This is a genomic window from Pseudomonas sp. GW821-FHT07B01 (genome assembly GCF_059419065.1).
The window spans coordinates 19,854-39,723 of record NZ_JBWKRA010000036.1 but is presented as its reverse complement, the minus strand read 5'-3'; the positions used below and the strand labels follow the sequence as shown (position 1 = coordinate 39,723).

At 59.4% G+C, this 19,870-nt stretch carries 18 protein-coding genes; 13 read left to right on the top strand and 5 right to left on the bottom strand.

Annotation, left to right across the window (positions count from 1 at the left end):
* The first annotated feature begins 499 nt into the window (after positions 1-499).
* Complete coding sequence (locus AC07S6_RS26005) at positions 500-754, top strand: DUF6124 family protein (RefSeq protein WP_019818714.1); 255 nt, start codon at positions 500-502, stop codon at positions 752-754.
* Positions 755-919: 165 nt separating this feature from the next.
* Here the strand turns inward: AC07S6_RS26005 and inhA are convergent, their stop codons facing one another.
* Positions 920-1,600, bottom strand: coding sequence for an isonitrile hydratase (inhA, locus tag AC07S6_RS26000; RefSeq protein WP_495113324.1), 681 nt, complete (start codon positions 1,598-1,600; stop codon positions 920-922).
* An 89-nt stretch (positions 1,601-1,689) separates the two neighbouring features.
* On the opposite strand from inhA, the gene AC07S6_RS25995 reads away from it, so the two are divergent.
* Entirely contained in the window at positions 1,690-2,658 is a 969-nt protein-coding gene (locus AC07S6_RS25995) for a GlxA family transcriptional regulator (RefSeq protein WP_495113323.1), read from the top strand.
* On the opposite strand, the gene AC07S6_RS25990 is transcribed toward AC07S6_RS25995, so the two are convergent.
* From AC07S6_RS25990 to AC07S6_RS25980, 3 genes are read right to left on the bottom strand one after another with little or no spacing between them, the layout of a single operon-like run.
* Positions 2,644-3,555, bottom strand: a complete 912-nt coding sequence (locus AC07S6_RS25990; protein WP_490614612.1) for an alpha/beta fold hydrolase — start codon at positions 3,553-3,555, stop codon at positions 2,644-2,646. The two genes, AC07S6_RS25995 and AC07S6_RS25990, sit on opposite strands and share 15 nt — an antisense overlap.
* Entirely contained in the window at positions 3,543-5,369 is a 1,827-nt protein-coding gene (locus tag AC07S6_RS25985) for a glycoside hydrolase family 15 protein (protein ID WP_106111606.1), read from the bottom strand. Before AC07S6_RS25985 ends, AC07S6_RS25990 begins: the two co-directional genes overlap by 13 nt.
* Positions 5,362-6,162: an SDR family oxidoreductase gene (locus AC07S6_RS25980; RefSeq protein ID WP_495113322.1), complete on the bottom strand. Its 801-nt coding sequence runs from the start codon at positions 6,160-6,162 to the stop codon at positions 5,362-5,364. Before AC07S6_RS25980 ends, AC07S6_RS25985 begins: the two co-directional genes overlap by 8 nt.
* Before the next feature lie 147 nt (positions 6,163-6,309).
* Between AC07S6_RS25980 and AC07S6_RS25975 the strand changes: the two genes are divergently transcribed.
* The 7 genes from AC07S6_RS25975 (at position 6,310) to AC07S6_RS25945 (ending at position 13,578) form a co-directional block, all read left to right on the top strand.
* A complete protein-coding gene (locus AC07S6_RS25975) occupies positions 6,310-6,711 on the top strand; it encodes a cytochrome c (protein WP_236466226.1) in 402 nt (133 codons plus the stop codon).
* Between the two features lie 79 nt (positions 6,712-6,790).
* Positions 6,791-7,291, top strand: a complete 501-nt coding sequence (locus AC07S6_RS25970) for a sigma-70 family RNA polymerase sigma factor (RefSeq protein WP_495113321.1) — start codon at positions 6,791-6,793, stop codon at positions 7,289-7,291.
* 26 nt (positions 7,292-7,317) lie between these two features.
* On the top strand, positions 7,318-8,268 hold the full coding sequence (locus tag AC07S6_RS25965) for a FecR family protein (RefSeq protein ID WP_495113320.1): 951 nt from the start codon (positions 7,318-7,320) through the stop codon (positions 8,266-8,268).
* Between the two features lie 97 nt (positions 8,269-8,365).
* Positions 8,366-10,759, top strand: coding sequence for a TonB-dependent siderophore receptor (locus tag AC07S6_RS25960; RefSeq protein ID WP_495113319.1), 2,394 nt, complete (start codon positions 8,366-8,368; stop codon positions 10,757-10,759).
* A 250-nt stretch (positions 10,760-11,009) separates the two neighbouring features.
* Positions 11,010-12,026 carry a type III secretion effector protein gene (locus tag AC07S6_RS25955; protein ID WP_495113318.1) on the top strand — a complete coding sequence of 339 codons (1,017 nt, stop codon included), beginning with the start codon at positions 11,010-11,012 and terminating at the stop codon, positions 12,024-12,026.
* A gap of 291 nt (positions 12,027-12,317) precedes the next feature.
* A complete protein-coding gene (locus AC07S6_RS25950) occupies positions 12,318-12,494 on the top strand; it encodes a type III secretion effector protein (RefSeq protein ID WP_080757665.1) in 177 nt (58 codons plus the stop codon).
* Positions 12,495-12,915: 421 nt separating this feature from the next.
* Positions 12,916-13,578, top strand: a complete 663-nt coding sequence (locus AC07S6_RS25945) for a type III secretion effector protein (protein WP_495113317.1) — start codon at positions 12,916-12,918, stop codon at positions 13,576-13,578.
* Positions 13,579-13,587: 9 nt separating this feature from the next.
* Here the strand turns inward: AC07S6_RS25945 and AC07S6_RS25940 are convergent, their stop codons facing one another.
* Positions 13,588-14,739 carry an MFS transporter gene (locus tag AC07S6_RS25940; protein ID WP_054898231.1) on the bottom strand — a complete coding sequence of 384 codons (1,152 nt, stop codon included), beginning with the start codon at positions 14,737-14,739 and terminating at the stop codon, positions 13,588-13,590.
* 360 nt (positions 14,740-15,099) lie between these two features.
* Between AC07S6_RS25940 and AC07S6_RS25935 the strand changes: the two genes are divergently transcribed.
* From AC07S6_RS25935 to AC07S6_RS25920, 4 genes are all read left to right on the top strand, one after another.
* Positions 15,100-16,086 (top strand): diaminopimelate epimerase, encoded by a 987-nt coding sequence (locus AC07S6_RS25935; RefSeq protein WP_490614656.1) that lies wholly within the window; start codon positions 15,100-15,102, stop codon positions 16,084-16,086.
* Between the two features lie 285 nt (positions 16,087-16,371).
* Entirely contained in the window at positions 16,372-18,267 is a 1,896-nt protein-coding gene (gene tssI / locus AC07S6_RS25930) for a type VI secretion system tip protein TssI/VgrG (protein ID WP_495113316.1), read from the top strand.
* Positions 18,267-19,103, top strand: coding sequence for a DUF4123 domain-containing protein (locus AC07S6_RS25925; RefSeq protein WP_197882624.1), 837 nt, complete (start codon positions 18,267-18,269; stop codon positions 19,101-19,103). The genes tssI and AC07S6_RS25925 overlap by 1 nt, the downstream gene beginning before the upstream one ends.
* A 4-nt stretch (positions 19,104-19,107) precedes the next feature.
* On the top strand, positions 19,108-19,869 hold the full coding sequence (locus AC07S6_RS25920; protein ID WP_495113325.1) for a hypothetical protein: 762 nt from the start codon (positions 19,108-19,110) through the stop codon (positions 19,867-19,869).
* Position 19,870: the final 1 nt, after the last annotated feature.

Here is a 19,870-nt window from a genome sequence, read left to right as displayed (position 1 = left end):
CCCCCCAAATCCCTGTCGAATTCCGGCCAGCGTGGTTTAACGGGGCGCCTAAGATCAAAAGCAGATCAAGATCAAGATCAAGAGCGGCTCGCTTCGCATCGTGGTTACAGTCGGCTACAACCGGACAGGCCGTTTAGCACCGAAAGAATCGCAAGAAGTTTCGTACAGCAGCCTAGGACTCACCTTGCGTCCAGGCGCTGAAGCCGGTTTTTTCCCACAACCCTTTAAGGTTGCTGCTAAGAATGGTCATCACTAGTCTTGCCCAGTCGCTGCCAATTCAGCGACCGGACGTGAGAAATCCGAACTACTCCATTGGCGCAAAAGCGCTCACCGTATACAGTGCACGCGCTTTTCGGCTCGCTGTTATGGCGGCTGTGCGCGGGCACGCTTCGGCGTGGCCAAGCTCCTGGGGTCTTGGTTTTCTCACTCCGCGTACAGCTGCCACCTTCAGTTCGTGAGAAAAACTCGGTGGTAGTCCATTACTCTCAGGAACTACATCATGATCAAAGACAGCCCCAATCCTCCTTCAGATTCAAACCTGCTCTTCACCCTCCATCCCAACCTCGACACCGAAACCCTGCTGGTCAATGCCTCTCAGGATCTGGACTCCATCAATGCCATTGCGGCGCACCTGGCCTTTGAGGTTGAAGGTTCGCAGCGCAGTGTAGTGCTGGGGATTTGCCGAATGGTGGAGGGCGTTCAGTTGCTGGTTGATCGGGTAGTAGAGGGAGGCGGCGAGACGCGAGCGCAGTAACGGCGATGCCCGTCAGTTAAGAAGCAGCGCTGTACTGTGGTGAGGGAGCTTGTCGAGGCGTCGAACCGTCCCGCCGGACTGCGTAGCAGTCCCATTCTTCTCGAACCAAGAACGGGGCCGCTTCGCGCCCCAGCGGGAGCAAGCTCCCTCGCCACGAATAAACATTCACCCCAACCGCGCAGCCGCCCGCGCAACAATCTCCCCGCGCACTTTGCGTGACGCCTCTGTGCGCTTGTTGGCTTCCTCCAGCACATGCCGGGGCGCCGTCTCCGGGCGGCCTGAGTCAAACGGTGGGGCTGGCGCGTATTCGATTTGCAGTTGCACCAGTTGCGCCGCCGCTTCGCTGTACAACTCCGCGGCCAAAGTCAGGGCAAAGTCGATGCCTGCGGTGATCCCGCCGCCGGTAAACAGATTGCCATCACGCACCACACGTTCCTTTACGGGAATAGCACCGAGCGGGGCGAGCAGGTGGTGGTACGCCCAATGGGTGGTGGCCTTGCGACCGCGCAGCAACCCTGCCGCGCCCAGTACCAGTGAGCCGGTGCACACCGAGGTCATGTAGCGCACGGTCTGGGCCTGGGCCTTGAGAAAATCCAGGGTTTGCGGGTCTTCCATCAATGGGCCCACACCGGCGCCGCCGGGTACGCAAAGCACATCCAGGTTCGGGCAGTCGGCGTAGGTCATGGTCGGCGTGAACACCAGGCCAGTGCTGGAGGTGATCGGCGCGAGGTCTTTCCACACCAGATGCAGCTTCACGTCTGGCAGCGAACCGAGGACATCATAGGGGCCGGTAAGGTCCAGTTGCTGGATGCCGGGGAACAACAAAAAGCCGATCTGCAAGGTCATGATTCAAGCTCCGAAAAGGAATGGACGTGCTCACTGTAGAAGCCTAGGCTTTGGCGAATACGCCATTGAGCCCACCAATCTCGCCAATCATGCCTAAAATTATTCATGTACTCGCGTTTGAGAATGCCCAGGTACTCGATGTCACCGGGCCTCTACAGGTGTTCGCATCGGCTAACGATTTGGCGCGCCAGCGTAGTTTGCCATTGCCCTACGCGGTCAACGTCATCGCCGCTCAGGCTGAGCCGGTGATGACGTCCTCCGGCCTCGCGCTGCTGGCTGAGCCGCTGCCCGCCATTGACCAGCCCTGCGACACCCTGGTGATCGCCGGTGGCTGGGGCGTGTACGGCGCTGCCGAGGACCCGGCGCTGGTGCAATGGGTGCGTGATAAATCCCTGCACACCCGGCGCATGGCTTCAGTGTGCACCGGAGCGTTTCTGCTGGCCGCCAGTGGTCTGCTTGATGGTTGCCGCGTGGCCACGCACTGGACGCGCTGTGAAGAACTGGCGCGCAAGTTCCCTGCGCTCACGGTGGAGGCCAATCCTATTTTCATCCAGCAGGGCGCGGTGTGGACGTCTGCTGGCGTGACCGCCGGGATCGACCTGTGCCTGGCCCTGGTAGAGGATGACCTGGGGCGTGCGATTGCCCTGGAGGTGGCGCGCCACTTGGTGGTGTTCCTCAAGCGCCCTGGCGGTCAGTCGCAATTCAGCGTGACGTTATCCCTGCAAAAGAGCGACAGCCGCTTCGCCGAGCTGCATGCATGGATCGCCGATAACCTGACGCTGGATTTGAGCATCGCCACCCTGGCGGCCCAGGCTGGCATGAGCGAGCGCAGCTTTGTACGCCATTACCGCACCGAGACTGGCCAAACACCGGCGCGGGCCGTAGAACTGATTCGCGTCGAAAACGCACGCCGGCAACTGGCAGACAGCACGACCTCCATCAAACGTATCGCCATGCAATGCGGTTTTGGCTGTGAAGAGACTTTGCGCCGCAGCTTTCTGCGGGCCTTGTCAGTGACGCCCCAGGCTTATCGAGAGCGTTTTTCACCGCTCCAGTAGTTCCAGCAAAGCTTGAAGCGTGACCTGGGGCGCTTCCTGGAAAACGTTATGACCCACGCCGGGCAACACCTGGCGGCGATAAAAACCGCTGAAGTGCGCCACATCGTCATCCACAAGCGGCGGCGGGCCCACACCGTCATCGGCCCCACACAACGAAATGCTCGGTACCGATATCGCCGGTTGGGGCACCAGCGCCTGCTCGATGTATTCCAGCGCGGGATCACCCGGCGCATACATAAAGCGATGGCGATAGGAATGAATCACCACCTCGACAAAATCCGGGTTATCAAACGACGGCGCGGTCAGGGCGTAGCGGCTTGGCCCTTCGGCCCAGGACGGTGACCACAGCGTCCAGAGCAATTGGCAGAGTTCACGCCGGTTGGCCGTCAAGCCGTCGACCCCGCGCTGGGTGTGAAAGTAGTACTGATACCAGAGCCGGTGCTCTGTCTCAGGTGGCCTGGGCTTGAGCGACTGGCTGATGGCCTGGATGTTGTAGCCATCGCCGGTCACCAGGCCGCGCACTCGCTGCGGCCATAGCGCCGCGACAATACAGGCGGCGCGCCCACCCCAGTCAAAGCCGGCGAGGGTGGCTTGCGGGATCGACAATGCATCCATGAAGTCGAGCAAGTCCTTGGCCAGCGCTGCCTGTTGGCCAGAGCGCATCACTTGCGTGTTGATAAATCGCGTCGGGCCATAACCGCGTAAATACGGGACCAATACCCGATAACCACGTTCAGCCAGCACCGGCGCGATGTCGTCGTAGCCCCGTGGGTCGTAGGGGAAGCCATGCAACAAGATCACCGGTTCGCCATCGATGGGGCCGTGGGTTTCGTAAGCCACATCAAGCAGGGTTGTGCGCACATACAGCAGCGGGGCAGGGGACGTCACGGTTGCCATACGGTTTTCTCCCCGCTGAGTTTGCGGTCCAGGAACGTTGCCGCACTGATCAATGCCAAGTGGCTCAAGGCCTGGGGCGTGTTACCCAAGTGCCGGGCCTGGCTGTCGAACTCTTCGGCGTACAACCCCAGCGGGTTGGCGTAACGCAGCAACTGCTCGAACTCCAGATGGGCTTTTTCGACTTGCCCGGCGCGCGCGAGGCATTCGACGTACCAGAACGAGCAGGCGGCAAACGCGCCTTCGACGCCTTGCAGCCCATCGATCTGGCTGTCGTCATTGCGGTAGCGGTAGACCATGCCGTCGCGCACCAGGCTTTTCTGGATCGCTTCCAGCGTCGCCAGCCAGCGCGGGTCGGTGGCTGCAACGAAGCGCACCAGCGGCATCAACAGCATCGAGCCGTCCAGCGCCGTACTGCCGATATGCTGGACGAAATGCCCGCGTTCTTCGTTCCAGAAGTTGCTCCAGATGTCGGCGTAGATCGCCTGGCGCGTCTGGTCCCAGCGTGCGAACGGGGCCGGCAGCGAACGTTTGGAGGCCAGGCGAATGGCACGGTCCAGGGCCACCCAGCACATCAGGCGTGAATGCAGGAAGTGGTGCTGCTCACCGCGCATTTCCCAGATGCCTACGTCTTTGCGGTTCCAGATCTCACACACTTGGTCGACCACTTCCACCGTGTGTTTCCAGCCTTGGTGGGAGATGGCTTCGCCGTACTTGTTCACCAGATAGACCGCGTCCATCAGTTCGCCATAGATATCCAGCTGGATCTGATCGAACGCCTCATTGCCCACCCGTACCGGTTGGGCGCCGCCGTGGCCGCTCAAGTGGTCGAGGGTGGTTTCCGGCAGTTCCTGGCGACCGTCGATGCCGTACAGGATGTTGATCTTGGTCGGCTGGCCGCAGCAGTCGCTGACCCGACCCCTGAGCCAGCGCATATAGGCGTTGGCTTCCTCGACGAAGCCCAGGCGCATGAACGCGTAGACGGTGAACGACGCATCGCGGATCCAGGTATAGCGGTAGTCCCAGTTGCGTTCGCCGCCGGGCGTTTCCGGCAGCCCGAACGTGGCCGCGGCGATAATGGCGCCGTGTTTGCGCGAGGTCAGCAGTTTCAGCGCGAGGGCCGAGCGGTTGACCATCTCGCGCCAGCGCCCGCGATAGTTGGACTGGCTGATCCAACCGCGCCAGAACTTCAAGGTGCGCTCCAGGTAGAGGTCGGTACAGTCGTTGGTGACGCGCGCATCCTCCTGACCACCGAGGACAAATTCGGCGCCTTCATCCTGGGCGAGGGTAAAGGTGGCGATGGCGGTGTTGTCTTGGAGGGTCAGCGGCTGGCTGCCGGTCAGGCGCAGGCCGGGTTGGCCGCTGGCGGTGAACACGACACTGGCAGCCTCGGCCTTCGCTTCGGTAGCGGCCCGGGCATAGTCGTGGCGTACGGCGCAGCTTAAGTGGATAGTCGCCTTGCCACTGACCACCCGTACCCGCCTGATCAGCAAGGGCAGTTCATCGACGTTTTCGCTGACGGTCAGCAGGTCGGTGATCTCCACCACCGCTTCATCGCTCAGCCAGCGGGTCTGCAGCACGTTGGTGTCGGGCAGGTAGATCTGCTCGCGGCGGGCGTTGGGCAGGTCCGGGGTAAGCTGAAACGTGCCGGCCTCGGGCGTGTCGAGCAATGCGCAAAACACCGAAGGGCTGTCAAATTCCGGCCAGCAGAAGAAGTCGATGCTGCCGCGGTCGTTCACCAGTGCCGCGCTGCGCATGTCGCCAATGATCCCGTGGGCATCAATGGCGCTTTGAGGTTCGTTCTTGAAATCAACCATTGCCACGGAACTCCGGGTAGAGGCTCATACCGCCATCGATGAACAAGGTGCTGCCAACCACATAATCAGAGGCATCGCTGGCCAGCCACACCACGGCGTTGGCCACGTCTTCGACGTCACCGACACGACCATAGGGAATCAATTTAAGCAGCTCTTGTTCTGCCGCGCCTTCGGTGGCCGCGCGGTTGATCGCCGTGCGAATCGCCCCAGGCGCAATGCCATTAATACGGATGCGCTGTTCGCTGACTTCCTGGGCGAGGGTGCGCATCAGCATCTCCACGCCGCCCTTGGACGCGGCGTAATTCACATGCCCGGCCCAGGGGATGACTTGATGCACCGAACTCATATGGATGATTTTGCCGGCGGCCCGTGACACACCATCGCGAACGCCCTGGCGATTGAAGATACGCACCGCCGCCCGCGCGCACAGGAACTGCCCGGTGAGGTTGACGCCAATCACCGTGTTCCAATCCTCAAGGGTCATGTCGACCAGATTGGCATCTTTTTGCAGGCCGGAGTTGGCCACCAGAATATCCAGATGGTCGAAGGCGTCGAGGGTTTGCGCGAACAGGCGTTCGACATCGGCCTCCTTGGACACATCGCCGCCAATCGCAAGCGCTCGGCCGCCGTTGGCATTGATCTGCGCGGCGAGAGCCTCAGCCGGTGCCGCCTGGGAGTTGTAGTTAAGCACCACCGCGGCGCCTGCTGCGGCCAGGGCTTTGGCCGCGCCCGCGCCAATGCCGGAACTGGCCCCGGTGACCAGGGCCACTTGTTGCTGCAAGGAAATCTGCATCGCCCACCCACCGTTTTATGAGAGTCCTTCTTGCTGACTGGCGGCGGGGAGCGGAAGTTCACCCCCTCGCGTTTACGCCCAGCGCGGGTAAAAGCGCGACTTTATCGTATGATGCTGAAAACAAAGGGCAATACAGGAAGCGATGGAATGCGGGCGCGGGCCGATACCAGATTGATCAAACTGTTAGTCAGCGGCGTCTTGGCCGTTTTATCACTGACTCAAACAGCCCTGTGCCTTGCCGATAACAGCAATGGTAAAACGCTGTATCTACAGCGCTGTGCTGTGTGCCATGGGCCCGATATCAAAGGCACGGGGCCATTGGCTCAAAAAAGCAATCCGCCAACCCCCGACCTGACAACCGCCGCCTTCAAGAAACGACTCCATGAATATCCTGGCGTTATTGTCTCCTCGGTCATTCTTCGCCCCAATGGCAACCTGATCCCCAAGACGCTGCAGGACAATGGTGTAAAGATCGCGCCACATGCCTGGAGCGTTAAAGACTTTCGCGATTTGCATCAATACATGAGTGAGGTCATTTCAAACAAATAGTGGGTGGGCGATGAGCAGCAATTGCCCCACTTAATAGGAAGCATTACTATTCACGCCCCGCCTCCCCAGTGCTCTCGCGATGACTCCTCAGCCGCCCCGCAGAACAGGCTTTTTCGAGCACTACGAAGAGTTGATCGGCACCTGGACACGCCGCCTGAGAAACCGTCAGCAAGCCGAAGACCTGGCGCACGACACCTTCGTGCGTGTGCTTGAGTCCGCTGCCTGCGAGGTGGCGCAACCGCGCGCCTACCTGCATCAAACCGCGCGCAATATTGCGGTGGACGCCTACCGCCGCGAAGACCGTCGCGAGACGTTGACGCTGCAGGTGGCTGATCACAGTACGCCGCACAGTAGCGACCCCGAGCATTACATGCACGCGATCCAGCTGGCCGACGCCATCGAGCGGGCGCTGGCCGAGTTGCCGCTCAACTGTCGCAGGATTTTTATCTGGCAGAAGATCGAAGGGCTCACCCAGCAGGAAATCGCCACACGCCTGGGGCTGTCTAAAAACATGGTGGAAAAGTATATGATCCGCACCTTGCGGCATCTGCGTGATCGTCTGGATGCGAGTGCGCCATGACCGGCTTTGAAACAGGATCTTCCACGATGGATAATCGTGTCCGTGATGAGGCCGCGCAGTGGTTTGTACGCCTGCAAGACGGCCCATTGAGCGCCCAGGAACGTCAACGTTTCGATGCCTGGCGCAGGTCGCAGCCCGCGCATCAGTACGAAATCGATGTGCTGCAAGGGCTATGGAGTGCGACGGATTTGCTGCCCAAGGCCCGCTTGCAGGCGCTGGGCGATGCGCCGACCGAGCGCCTTGGACGGCGTGCGCTGATGCGTTATGCCGTGGCCGCCAGTGTGGTCGCCGTTGCAGTGGGCCTGGGTGCGTACAGCGGTCTGGGGCAGCCAAAGCCCTACAATGCCGAATTCAGCACGCGGTTAGGCGAGCATCGTCAGGTGACCTTGCCTGACGGTTCCGTGATGGACCTCAACAGCCGCAGCGTGGTCGCGGTTCGCTACGAAAAGGGCCGTCGGGGCGTAGAGCTCAAGCAGGGCGAGGCGATGTTCAGCGTGCAGCATGACGCCGGGCGCCAGTTTGTGGTCGCAGCCGGGGCAGGGCAGGTGACCGTCACCGGCACGCGCTTTGATGTACGTCAGGAGGCGGACCAGACCCGCGTGGCGGTCGAAGCCGGCACGGTCAAGGTGCAGGGCCGGGCATCCGATCACATCGTCACGCTCACCGCCGGGCGTGGCACCCATGTCGATCCCCAAGGCCAAGTGGCGGCGGCCTACGCGGTGAACCCTGAAGAACTGACCGCGTGGCGCAACGGTAAACTGGTGTTCAACAACGCCACCTTGGTCGACGTGGCGCGGGAAGTGTCGCGCTACCGCGAGCAACCGCTGCGGGTCAGTACGGCAGCGGTGGGCAACCTGCGCTTGACCAGCGTCTTCAAATCCAGCGACACCGACGCTTTGCTCAAGGCCTTGCCCCACATCCTGCCGGTCGCCTTACGCACTTTGCCGGACGGTAGCCAGGAAATTATTTCACGCTGACGTTCAGGTTTTTTTCGAGTTCTTCGTCTTCTCGTACAACTGCAACTGGTTTGCATTAACGGCTGCGCATGCTTGCGATCACAGGACTAGGTTCGACGTGAAAAAACTTGCTCTTCACAACAATAAAATTTCCCGCTGGGCGCCCTTGGCCCTGGCCGTTGCCATCAGTACCGCACAGGCTGCCGAGGGCATCCACATTCGTGCCCAATCCCTCGGCGCAGCCTTGAGCCAATTGGGCCAGCAGACCTCGCTGCAAGTGTTCTTCAGCCCCGATATGGTGGCCGGCAAGCAAGCCCCCGCGGTCGATGGCAACCTCTCGCCCGAACAAGCCCTGCGGCAATTACTGCAAGGCAGTGGCCTGGATTACCAGATTGACGCCGGCTCCGTGACCTTGCGTCCGGTGCGCAGCGGCACCGGTGAAGCGGGCTCACCGCTGGAACTGGGGGTCACCGATATCAAAGTGGTGGGCGACTGGCTTGCCGACGCCGATGCCGAAGTGGTGCAGAACCATCCCGGCGCGCGCACGGTCATTCGCCGCGAGGCCATGGTAGAGCAGGGCGCGATGAACGTCGGTGATGTGCTGCGCCGTGTGCCTGGCGTGCAAGTGCAGGAATCCAACGGCACCGGCGGCAGTGATATTTCCCTCAACGTCGGTGTGCGCGGGCTGACGTCACGCCTGTCGCCGCGCTCCACCGTGCTGATTGACGGCGTACCGGCTGCGTTCGCTCCCTACGGCCAGCCACAGCTGTCGATGGCGCCAATTTCTGCCGGTAACCTGGAAAGTATCGACGTTGTCCGTGGCGCGGGTTCGGTGCGTTATGGGCCACAGAACGTCGGCGGCGTGATCAACTTCGTAACCCGTGCGATCCCGCAAGACTTCTCCGGGGAAGTCGGCACCACCCTGCAAACGTCTGCCCACGGGGGCTGGAAGCATGTGGAAAACGCCTTTATCGGCGGCACGGCCGACAACGGTATCGGTGCCGCGCTGCTGTACTCCGGGGTCAATGGCAACGGTTACCGCAACAGCAACAACGGCAACGACATCGATGATGTGATCTTCAAGACCCACTGGGCGCCGACCGATCAAGACGATTTCTCGTTGAACTTCCACTATTACGATGCCAGCGCCGATATGCCCGGCGGCCTGACCCAGAAGCAGTTCGATGCCAACCCGTACCAATCGGTGCGTGACTGGGACAACTTCAGCGGGCGCCGCAAGGACATCTCCTTCAAGTACATCCGCCTGATCGACGACCGCACCCAGGCCGAAGTGCTGACTTACTATTCCGACAGTTTCCGTGGCAGCAACATTGCCAACCGCGACCTCAAGACCCTCAGTTCCTACCCGCGCACCTACTACACTTTCGGCATCGAGCCGCGTGTGTCCCACGTGTTTGACCTGGGGCCCAGTACCCAGGAAGTCAGTGTGGGCTATCGCTACCTCAAAGAAGGCATGCACGAGGAGGCCACCAGCCTGAACCTGGTCAACAATGTGCCGACGCCGGGCGGGCAGAGCGACGGTCATGTCTATCAGGACCGCACGGGGGGCACTGAAGCCAATGCCTTCTATATCGATAACAAAATCGATATTGGCAAATGGACCATCACCCCCGGCATTCGCTTCGAAGACATCCGCACCGAATGGCATGATCGCCCGGTCGTGGCCCTGAATGGCAAGCGTACCGAGGAAAAACGCCGCGAGGTCCACAACAACGAACCGCTGCCGGCGCTGAGCGTGATGTACCACGTGTCTGACGCCTGGAAACTGTTCGCCAACTACGAAACCTCCTTCGGCAGCCTGCAGTATTTCCAACTGGGCCAGGGCGGTACCGGCGACCAGACGGCCAACGGCCTGAACCCGGAAAAGGCCAAGACCTACGAGGTCGGTACGCGCTACAACGACAGTGTCTGGGGCGGCGAAGTGACGCTGTTCTACATCGATTTCTCGGATGAACTGCAATACGTCAGCAATGACGTGGGCTGGACCAACCTTGGCGCCACCAAGCACAGCGGTATCGAAGCATCGGCCCATTACGACCTGTCCAACCTCGACCCGCGCCTCGACGGCCTGACCGCCAACGCGGGCTTCACCTACACCAAGGCCACCTCCGAAGGTGATGTGCCGTTCAAGGGCCGCGACCTGCCACTGTATTCCCGCCAAGTGGCGACCCTGGGCCTGCGTTACGACGTCAACCACTGGACCCACAACCTGGACGTCTATGCCCAGTCCGGCCAGCGTGCGCCCGGCACCGGCACCACCTATATCACCCAAGGCACTGCTGATGGCCAATACGGTGATATCCCCGGCTATGTCTCGGTCAACCTGCGCAGCGGTTATGACTTTGGCGCGCAACTGTCGAACCTGAAACTGGGCGTGGGCGTGAAGAATGTCTTCGACCAGCAGCATTACACACGCTCTAGCGACAACAATGCAGGGTTGTACCTGGGTGAGCCTCGCACGTTCTTCCTACAGGCAAGCGTAGGGTTTTGAGCTTTAGTCGATGAAAAAAATCGCGATCTCAACGGTCGCGATTTTTTTTGCCTGGGCCTGGGCCAAGGGCATCGCCCACTCATCGCGAGAAGATCACCGCTGTCCAAGCTGTTTCCTACACCTTGATCGCACATATTGTTGCTGGATCAGGAACTGATTCCGACGCAAAACCACACATGGGAAAGCTGATGGGCTTCGACATTGCGTTGGAGCGACAAGCTGAAAATCGCCCACTGTCATGGAGAAACTTATGTCGGTATCGATGTTGGATACACCCGTCTCTGCTTCAGCAACGTCTGACCTTCCACCGGCCAAGGTCGACATCAAACTCGCTAACGAGGCTGCGGCTGCGCGTTCTTTCAATGACCAGAATGTTGGCCATGTTAATTTCCAATCCAGGGAGAACAAGGATGGGCCGGTATTTGGTAGTCCTCAGGCGCCGACCACCACGGCTGACGCGCATGGGCGTCACCACAGCCCGCAGGGGGCGCAGAGTTTGCTGAGCCAATTCAAGCAGTGGGTCGGTCATTGCTTCAGCGGACATCGGCCGCCCACGCATCCTGGTTGTGAACATCGGCCGCCAAGGCCGAACCCAGGTTGCAGCAACCCGCCCCCCAGACCGAATCCTATTGAGAGCAATCCTCCACCACGACCGGACCCCACCGCAGGTCGACCGTATCCGCCCGCCCCCGGCAGGCCGGATCCGCAGTACGCGTTGAAGAACCGCGAAGAGTTGGCCCAACAACTGCTCGACAGCTTCAATGCCTTCAGAGACCCGAAGAAGCCTGGCTACGTCAGCGTTGACAGCATTCTTGCGATGGCAAAAAGAGGGTGGTCGCCTAACCCCGTCATGAACGAGAACATCCGCCTGGCCAATGAGCTGCTACGACGCCCGGAACTGATGGCAGCGATGGATCGGCACAGTTCCACCGGCGCCCTGGATGGTCTTATCGACCGGCAAAAACTGAATATGGTGATCAAAGGAGAAAACTACTTCAAGTACAAGACTGACAAGGAACTGGCCGGTGAGCTGCTTGATCATTTCGACGAGTTGAAGAAAAGGAGCGGGGGCTCAAGCCTGAAAATCAGCGAGCTGAAAGAGTGGGCGCGCAAGCCGCTCACTGGCGATGCAGCCAAGGACCATCTGATTCAGTTATCCCAGGAAATACTCACGCGCAGTGACGTGCTCGAAAAAATGGATAACCACTTCAGTAAATACGGCGATGGGAAGATCAGCCGTAGAGGGTTGTACTCGTTGTCCCGCTGACCGCTCTTGCGGCGCCACCTTTTTGAGGTGGCGCCAGTTTTATATGTTTCAAGGAACGAATTATTCCCGGTTGCCACATAGGTGGTACCTGCGGTAGTGATTTGGCATGCCGTTTTTTCAGCTTTCGAATGAGGGAAACATATGACTTCAACCTCGTTTAATTCCCCCAAACCTGGCCCTCTCGACCTTTTGCACAACACCCAGCAAGCGAGTCTGGCAATGCCAGAGGAGTGCGCAGCGTCGCAAAGTCTTCCCTTTGAGTCGACCGAATATGAGGCCGAGGCGCGGCGCATGAAGGCTTATGCCGGCGAGCGCAAATTCCAGGCGCCCGTTTCGGATGATTTTTCCCGGGGCCTGCTGGCGGAGTTGCAGACGCCGGGGGCCGGTGGCGATTCATTGAAAGACACCGGCTTGATCAACAGCCTGGCAGGCTGGTGGCGTAGGCGAAAGCTGGATGAGGGTGGTTGACCACGGTTTTACATATTGTCATTGGTATTAGCCTTTTACTCGGAACTGTCGAGCCCATCCAACCACACATGAGGTACCTGCCTGAGGAGAGTCTATTCGTTGATTTTGCCCATCACGGCAAAGACCACCCAGCGGATATGCATCTGAAAAGAGTTGGAGAAAACCCATGACAATTAAGGGTGCAGTACCTTCCGGCCGGCCGCTTCCTCCCGACAGGCTGGCCGCACAATCAACTACTCCACCACCGGTCTGCCAATCTGAAACCTGGTATGAAGCCCCGTCCGCGCCCTCGGCTGGAGGCTCGCACAAACCCTTTCTCTTGCGTGGGACCTTATCCGCTCTGCGCTATCGAGACTTGCAGAACTCCCCTGTTGAGCGGGCCAGTGGTTCCCTGCCGAGTGCGACTACAAAGGATAGCCAGTTGGCAAAGGCCTTGGAAAAATCCTTCGGCGCGGTGCACCCGTTCCTGAATGACGGGCGCTTGACTTGGACGTCCATACAGCGGATCGCTGCTCAACCGACGGGTGAAAACGAGGTGTTGGACAACGCGATCCAGGTCGTCAGAGAAATTCTCAAACGGCCTCGGCTAAGCGACGCTATCTTCAGCCGTGATGGCGATATCACACGTGACAGCCTCCGTACTGCTGCCCAGACCTTGCAGGGCAACAGCTCTCCAAGTGTTTTCAGCCAGGATCCGTTTCATGCTCAAAGCAATGCACAGGTGGTGCAAGCGCTGCAAAGCCAGTTTGCGCACCTGCGAGACGAGACCATGGATCGAACCTATCTCTTTGAAACGCATCAGTACGTTGAAATAGCCAAGCTTCGGTCGGTTATGCAAGACCCGTATGAGGTAGATCAACACGGCGCGCCTGTGCTGGATACGTCTACAGGCATGCCCAGGTCCCAATACAGCGAGCTCAGTGTCTACACAGCGAAGAATGTTCTTGACCGTCCGGGTTTGCTGTCGTCATTACAGCGAGCCAATGGCACACGACTGTTTGGCCCGCCTCACAAGGACGGTTGGCTCAGCAACAAAAGCCTCGAACGTTGGCGGGAGCAGGACGATGCTCGCAAAGCGCGTTGAAGCTTGGACTTATACCTTGAGGATTTTTCCACTGATGGCTACTGCAGCCAGCAATACCGCGATCAGGATGAACGCAGTACTCAAGCTGCTGCCATGGGCGATAAAGCCAATCATGGCGGGGCCGGCGAGAATCCCGGCGTAGCCCAATGTGGTGATGGCAGGCACTGCAATATGCTCTGGCATCACCGTTTGCTTACCCACGGCGGTATACAGTACCGGTACGATATTCGAACACCCTGCACCCACCAGCGCGTAGCCGAGCAGCGCCGTTTCCCAAGCTGGCAATAGGGTCGCGAGGAGCAAGCCGGCACAGGCCAGCGCGCCACCGATCACGATTACGCGAGTGGGCCCCAGGCGTCGAACAATCGCATCACCGGTCAGACGTCCAGCGGTCATGGTCAAGGCAAATGCCGCGTAGCCCAGGCCGGCGTAAGCCTCATCCAGGCCGCGCTCGGCGCTGAGGAACACAGCGCTCCAATCCAGTACGGCGCCTTCAGCCAGGAACACGATGAAACACAGGCAACCGATAAACAACACCACGCCATGGGGCACTGCAAATGCCGGTCCCGAGCTTTTGCTGCCATAAGGCAACAAATGCGGTGCGGCTTTTAACAGCGCCGCCACCGTGATAACGACGACCACCAGGGTCGCCTGCAATGGCGACAGGCCCAGCCCCAGCAACCCCGCAACCCCCGCTGCGCCGACAATGCCCCCCAGGCTGAACAACCCGTGAAAGCCCGACATCATGGTTTTCCCACTGGCGCGCTCAACGATCACCGCTTGCAGGTTGACGGTGGAGTCCACGGTGCCCAGGCCCGCGCCAAAAAGGAATAACCCCGCGATCAACAGCGGGATCGAACTGACAGTGGCCAGCATCGGCAGGGCCAGGCAGATCATCAGCGTCCCTGCGGTGAGCACGCGTCGGCAGCCGAAGCGAGATGCCAGCACGCCCGCAGCGGGCATCGCGATGATCGACCCCACCCCCAGGCACAACAACAGCAGGCCAAGGGTGCCTTCATTCAGATTTGCACGCGCCTTGGCGTACGGCACCAAAGGCGCCCAGGCGGCGATACCGAAACCTGCGATAAAAAAAGCGATGCGGGTCGACATCTGCTCCAGCCGCCCGGGAACCACGGGGGCAGGGGTGGGAATGGCAGTCATGAAAAATCCTTGGTTTGGCGTTCAACGAACGATGTCCGGCGCGACATCCTTGCACATCAGGCCCTCTCGAGCGAGCTGGGTTCCTTTTGTGATCAGGATTAAAAGCGCAGATTGCGAGCATTTTTTTTTACAAAAATGGAACGCTTTGGCGTCGGGTAACCACGTAGGAATGGTCGAACCTGTAGGAGGTGGTCTGGAAGGTGTGTACTACCTGCAGGAGTGGCTGAACCCCAGGTTCTTGCGGTGGCTTACTGCCTTTGCGTCCACCTCCCACAGATCGACCGTTCTGTAATACGCTGCTGTCCCGATGGTTGATAAGTGAGCGGACGAACCGATGAAAAATCTCTGGCTGGCGTGGTCATGACTCGGTTCTACGATGCACGCGGAAATATCTATGGGGTGGTCAGCCCGGCCCATTTGCGCGGTCTGGGTATCGATGTGCCCGACAACGCGCGCTTGGCTGCAAGCACGCGCAAGATGTGGGCCGCGTCGGCCATTGCGTCCGAATGTGGCTGGGGTGCATTACCACCACCGGCCGGTTCCAAGGCGTATCGCTGTGATGGTTTGTTAGTCGGGCCATTTCAAGCACGGCCACCGTTTGATCTGCTGATCATCAACACCGACAGTTCTCTCGCCGAACGCAGTGGTAATGGCCTGACCATTTTTGCCCAGGCTTTAACCGACCAGGGGTTAATGGTGCACGGTAGCGAGTTGCGGGTGTATCACGACAAGCCGGATGCGGTATCGCCCGTGATCACCTATGTCGAGCCGGCGAAACATGAGCAGGTGCCAGGCTTCTGGCTGGCGTTGGGCAGGCCCGAGTTTGGCCCCTTGGCGGTGGGGGCGGTCGGTGTGAGCCCTGTGGTCGCGGCACATCATGAATTCAGCCGCGTGGCGGCATTGGCGTCGATCAATGCGCAATGGGGAAACAGCCAATTTGTCCGGATAGGCAACCCTCATTGTGTGACGCTGGTTGAGCATGTGTCGGCGTTGCCGGGTAATGACACGATGCACCAGTTGGCACTTTTCAATCGGTTGAAGGCCATCGCTTTTGCACCGCCGGCAGGGTGCGGGCAACTCTGTGTTGGCGGGGTCAACCTGCAATGGGTTGCTCGAGACGCTGGCAATCGAGTCATCGCGCGCGTATTTGAGCGAGGAGAGGGGCCTACGGCGTCTTCGGGGACCAGCGCCAGCGCAGTAGCCTGCGCGGCATGGCGCGCGGGTTGGATTGAGGGTGACGACGTAACGGTGGTGATGCCGGGTGGCACGGCGCCAGTGCGATTGCAGACCGAGTCTGGAAATGTGCTGAGTGTGAGTCTTTTCGGGACGGCGCGACTAATTATTTAGACCTCGGAGCAGCAGGCGCCTTGAATTAGTGTCAGTCGTTTCCTTAAAGCTTAGTTGTAAATAGACAAGCAACAGTCCGCGTTTTCTGTTTGTTATGGAAAGTATTAATATTTTGTAAAAAGACACTTCCATTCTCGTTGTACGAAACTTCTTTTTTATTCGGCGCGGGCCGAAAATCGCCTGAAATCGCTAAGCTTGAGCATGTTCAGGTGCTTTTTTTCCAATCCAGTTGGTGTTGGCGAAAGAGAGTCGTTCAATCGAAAAGTTGATGGCGGGTAACAAAGGATGGTTAACAAGTTTCTTTCGTCATATTTCAAATTGATCCTTTCAGAAATAAATACAGATCTTCAGGTAGTAGCGTTCAAAGGCAGCGAAGCCCTCGATCAACCTTACTTCATACAGGTGCAGTTAGTCAGCGAAGATCCTTCTCTTGACCTGGAGGCATTGCTTCATAAACCCGCCTATCTGGACTTCGGGGAAGCAGGGCAGGGCCTGCATGGGCACGTCTACGCCATCGGTCGGGACGATCCCGGTGCGCGACTCACCCGTTATCACATCACGCTGGCTCCACGTCTGGCATCCCTTGCCCATCGTTGTGACCAGCGGATTTTCCAGCAGCGCAGCGTACCGCAGATCATTGCGACGGTCCTCGAACACCACGGCATCTTCTCTGACGCCTATGCCTTTGAACTCGGGCCGGTGGTGTATCCGCCACGCGCGTTTTGCGTGCAGTACAGGGAGTCCGACCTGCATTTTATCCAGCGGCTGTGTGAAGAGGAGGGCATCCACTATCACTTTCGTCACAGCGTGGACAATCATCTGCTGGTGTTCGGTGATGACCAGACAGTATTTCGACGGTTGCCAGTCCAGCGGTATTGTTCGTCGCCTGATCCGACGCTCCAGAGCCGTGTTGTACAGCGCTTCGACCTGCGATTGGAGACGCGCAGCCGGCGCACTGTACGCCGTGACTATGACTTCGAGCACCCTTCATTTCGCCTGCAAAAGCATGCCGGTGCCGGGCAGGCGCAAGCTTTGGAAGACTATGCCTACCCTGCCGGTTTTACGGGGCATGCGCGCGGCGCGCAGCTGGCGCGACGCGGCCTGGAGCGTCACCAGCGTGATCGCCACAGGGTGTTGGGCAAGAGCGATCAACCGGCATTGTGCAGTGGTCACTTCCTTGAGCTATGTGATCACCCCGACCCACTCTGCAACGATTTATGGCTGCTGACTTCGGTGCGTCATGAGGGTTGCCAGCCGCAGGTGTTGGAGGAGTCGATAGTTGAAGCCAGTGGATTCCAGGGCTATCGCAACCGATTCACCGCGACACCCTGGCGTGCAGTGCATCGACCTGCCCTCAAGCATCCCAGGCCGACGATCAGTGGCAGCCAGACCGCGACGGTAACCGGGCCTGCGGGCGAGGACGTGCATTGCGATGCCTATGGTCGGGTGAGGGTGCGCTTTCATTGGGATCGTGTGGACAACCGCGAGGGGGCGAGCAGTTGCTGGCTGCGCGTGGCGTCCGGTTGGGCGGGGGACGGGTTTGGTGCCATGGTGATTCCACGGGTAGGGATGGAAGTGCTGGTGAGCTTTCTGGAGGGCGACCCGGATCACCCTCTCGTTACGGGTTGCCTGCCCAATGCTTCACACCTGCCAGCCTATCCCTTGCCGCAGCACAAGACACGCAGCGTGCTGCGTAGCCGCAGTTCACCGGATGGTGGAGGGGCTAACGAGCTGCACGTTGAAGATCGACGCGGCGAAGAGCTCATCTACCTGCGCGCCCAGCGTGACTTGGAACAACGGGTGGGTCATGACAGTCGCCTGGAGGTAGAGGGCGATAGCCTGACTCGCGTTGGCCAGAGTCTGGTTATCGAAGCTGGGCAGCAGGTTCACCTCAAGGCCGGTGCCAGCCTGGTCATTGAGGCCGGTGCGCAACTGAGCTTGATGGCTGGCGGGGAACACTTGGTGATGCAAGCGGGCAGTATCTCAAGCAGCAGGCCCCTCACCCAGGCCGGTTCGTCGGTCGCAAGCAGTTCGGTGAGCCCGGCTCTGCTCGCTGGCGCGCAGTTATCGGCAGTGCAAAGCGTCGTCATGGACTTGGCCAGGCAACTTGACGCGGACTTTTGCCCCCTGTGCGAGCGCTGCCGCGAAGGCCTGTGCGATATCACGCAGAGGGCGGCTTGATGGACAGCTTGCCCCATCGTTGGATGGCCCAACAGCTGCAGAACGGGCACCGATTGTGCCTGATAGTGGAGGGTAGCGACGAGACTCGCCAGCCTCTATTGGCAGGTTGCGCCCCGTCGCACTATTGCAATCTCTATAGCGATACCGCCGCGGCGGAGCTGGCGAGTTCTGGCCCGATCATCCTCTTGCTTGAGCAGATCAATGAACCCGCCCTGGCTGATCTGTTGCAACACCCGGAGTCAAACTGGGGGTGGCTAGCGAGCTTGTCGGCTACCGACTTGGCGGATGTGGCGCGCCATTGGCGCGAAAGGCTCCTGATAGGGCCAGAGGGCCAGCAGGCGCTTTACCGCATTCACGACAACCGCACCTTGGCCCGCGCCTTGGCCCATCTGGCCAAAGAGCATTGGCCGGTCTACCTCGGGCCGCTGATCAGTGTGTGCTATTGGCACGAAGGCCGTTGGTGCCATCACGAAAACCCTGCACCGGGCGATTACCCAGCGCCTCGGCTTCCGCCTTGGCTCGATACACCCAACCCCCAGGCCGAAGCCATCCTGAACGCCAATATCCTGCGTTACCTGTTGGCGGAACACAGTGAAGACCTGGCGGCATTGGTCGAATTCCAAGACCCAAGGATTTGGCTGGCCCAGGTACTGGCGCAGGCGCGCACCTGGCAATGGTGGGAGCCGGAGAAGCTCGAATTTCTGGTAGTGCGTCGTTTGGCAGAGGCGACCCGAAGCAGTGTTATCCATTGGCAGCCGAGGGCCGGCGAGGCGCCAGGGGAGCATTTTGAACGAGTGGTGGAGCAGTGGCGTAGGGAGGGGGGGAGTGGTGAATAGATGGATGGGAGGGGTGTGGCTGGTAGCTGCGGTGCTTTCGGGATGTACGGGGAAGGCGGTGGAGAGTTTTACATTGGAGGTGGATTTGCCAGCGCAATTTGAACTTAAAACGGCTGCCAACTACCGGCCCGCAACGGGTGAGACTTGCACCTTGCCTCGGCGGCGAGGCAAAAGACCTGAGCGGAAAGTCTTTTTTACAGACTACAAGCCTGTGGCCAGCAGTGTGAGTTATGAGTTGCCACTGACTGAAACGGTAGAAGGATGTCCGTTGGTCCTGCGCAGTGTGGAATTTGACTTCTATGCGAAGTGGGGGACACGGAGTACGGATGTGGGCGGGAATTTCGGGAGTATTTCCATTCGAGACCGTTTGGAGGCCGACCTGCCTGGGATGCCTGGGTCGGGTGTGCAGGAAGTCCTTGGGCAATGTAAGTGGCACTTTCGGACGGTAGGGCCTTTGCATGCGATTAGAAAACTCCTGATCTGCAATTCATTGGATTCGATGGGCGAGTTGCAAGAGTCGCGGGTAGGGGGCGTTGTACAAAGAGATCAACTGCCGGGGAAAAAACTCAAGGTTGTGTTGAATTTGACTGATGAGGAACGACCCGCCTTTGACGATAATTGGATAAATGTTCCAGGTGGATGGAAGCGATGTAGGGGTAAAAACTTTGCCGATCGGGACGCTTATTGCAACGGCAATACCACCGACTTTAAACCGATAAAAATGCCGGATGGTCGCATTTGTAATATTTATCCATCGTGTGATTAAT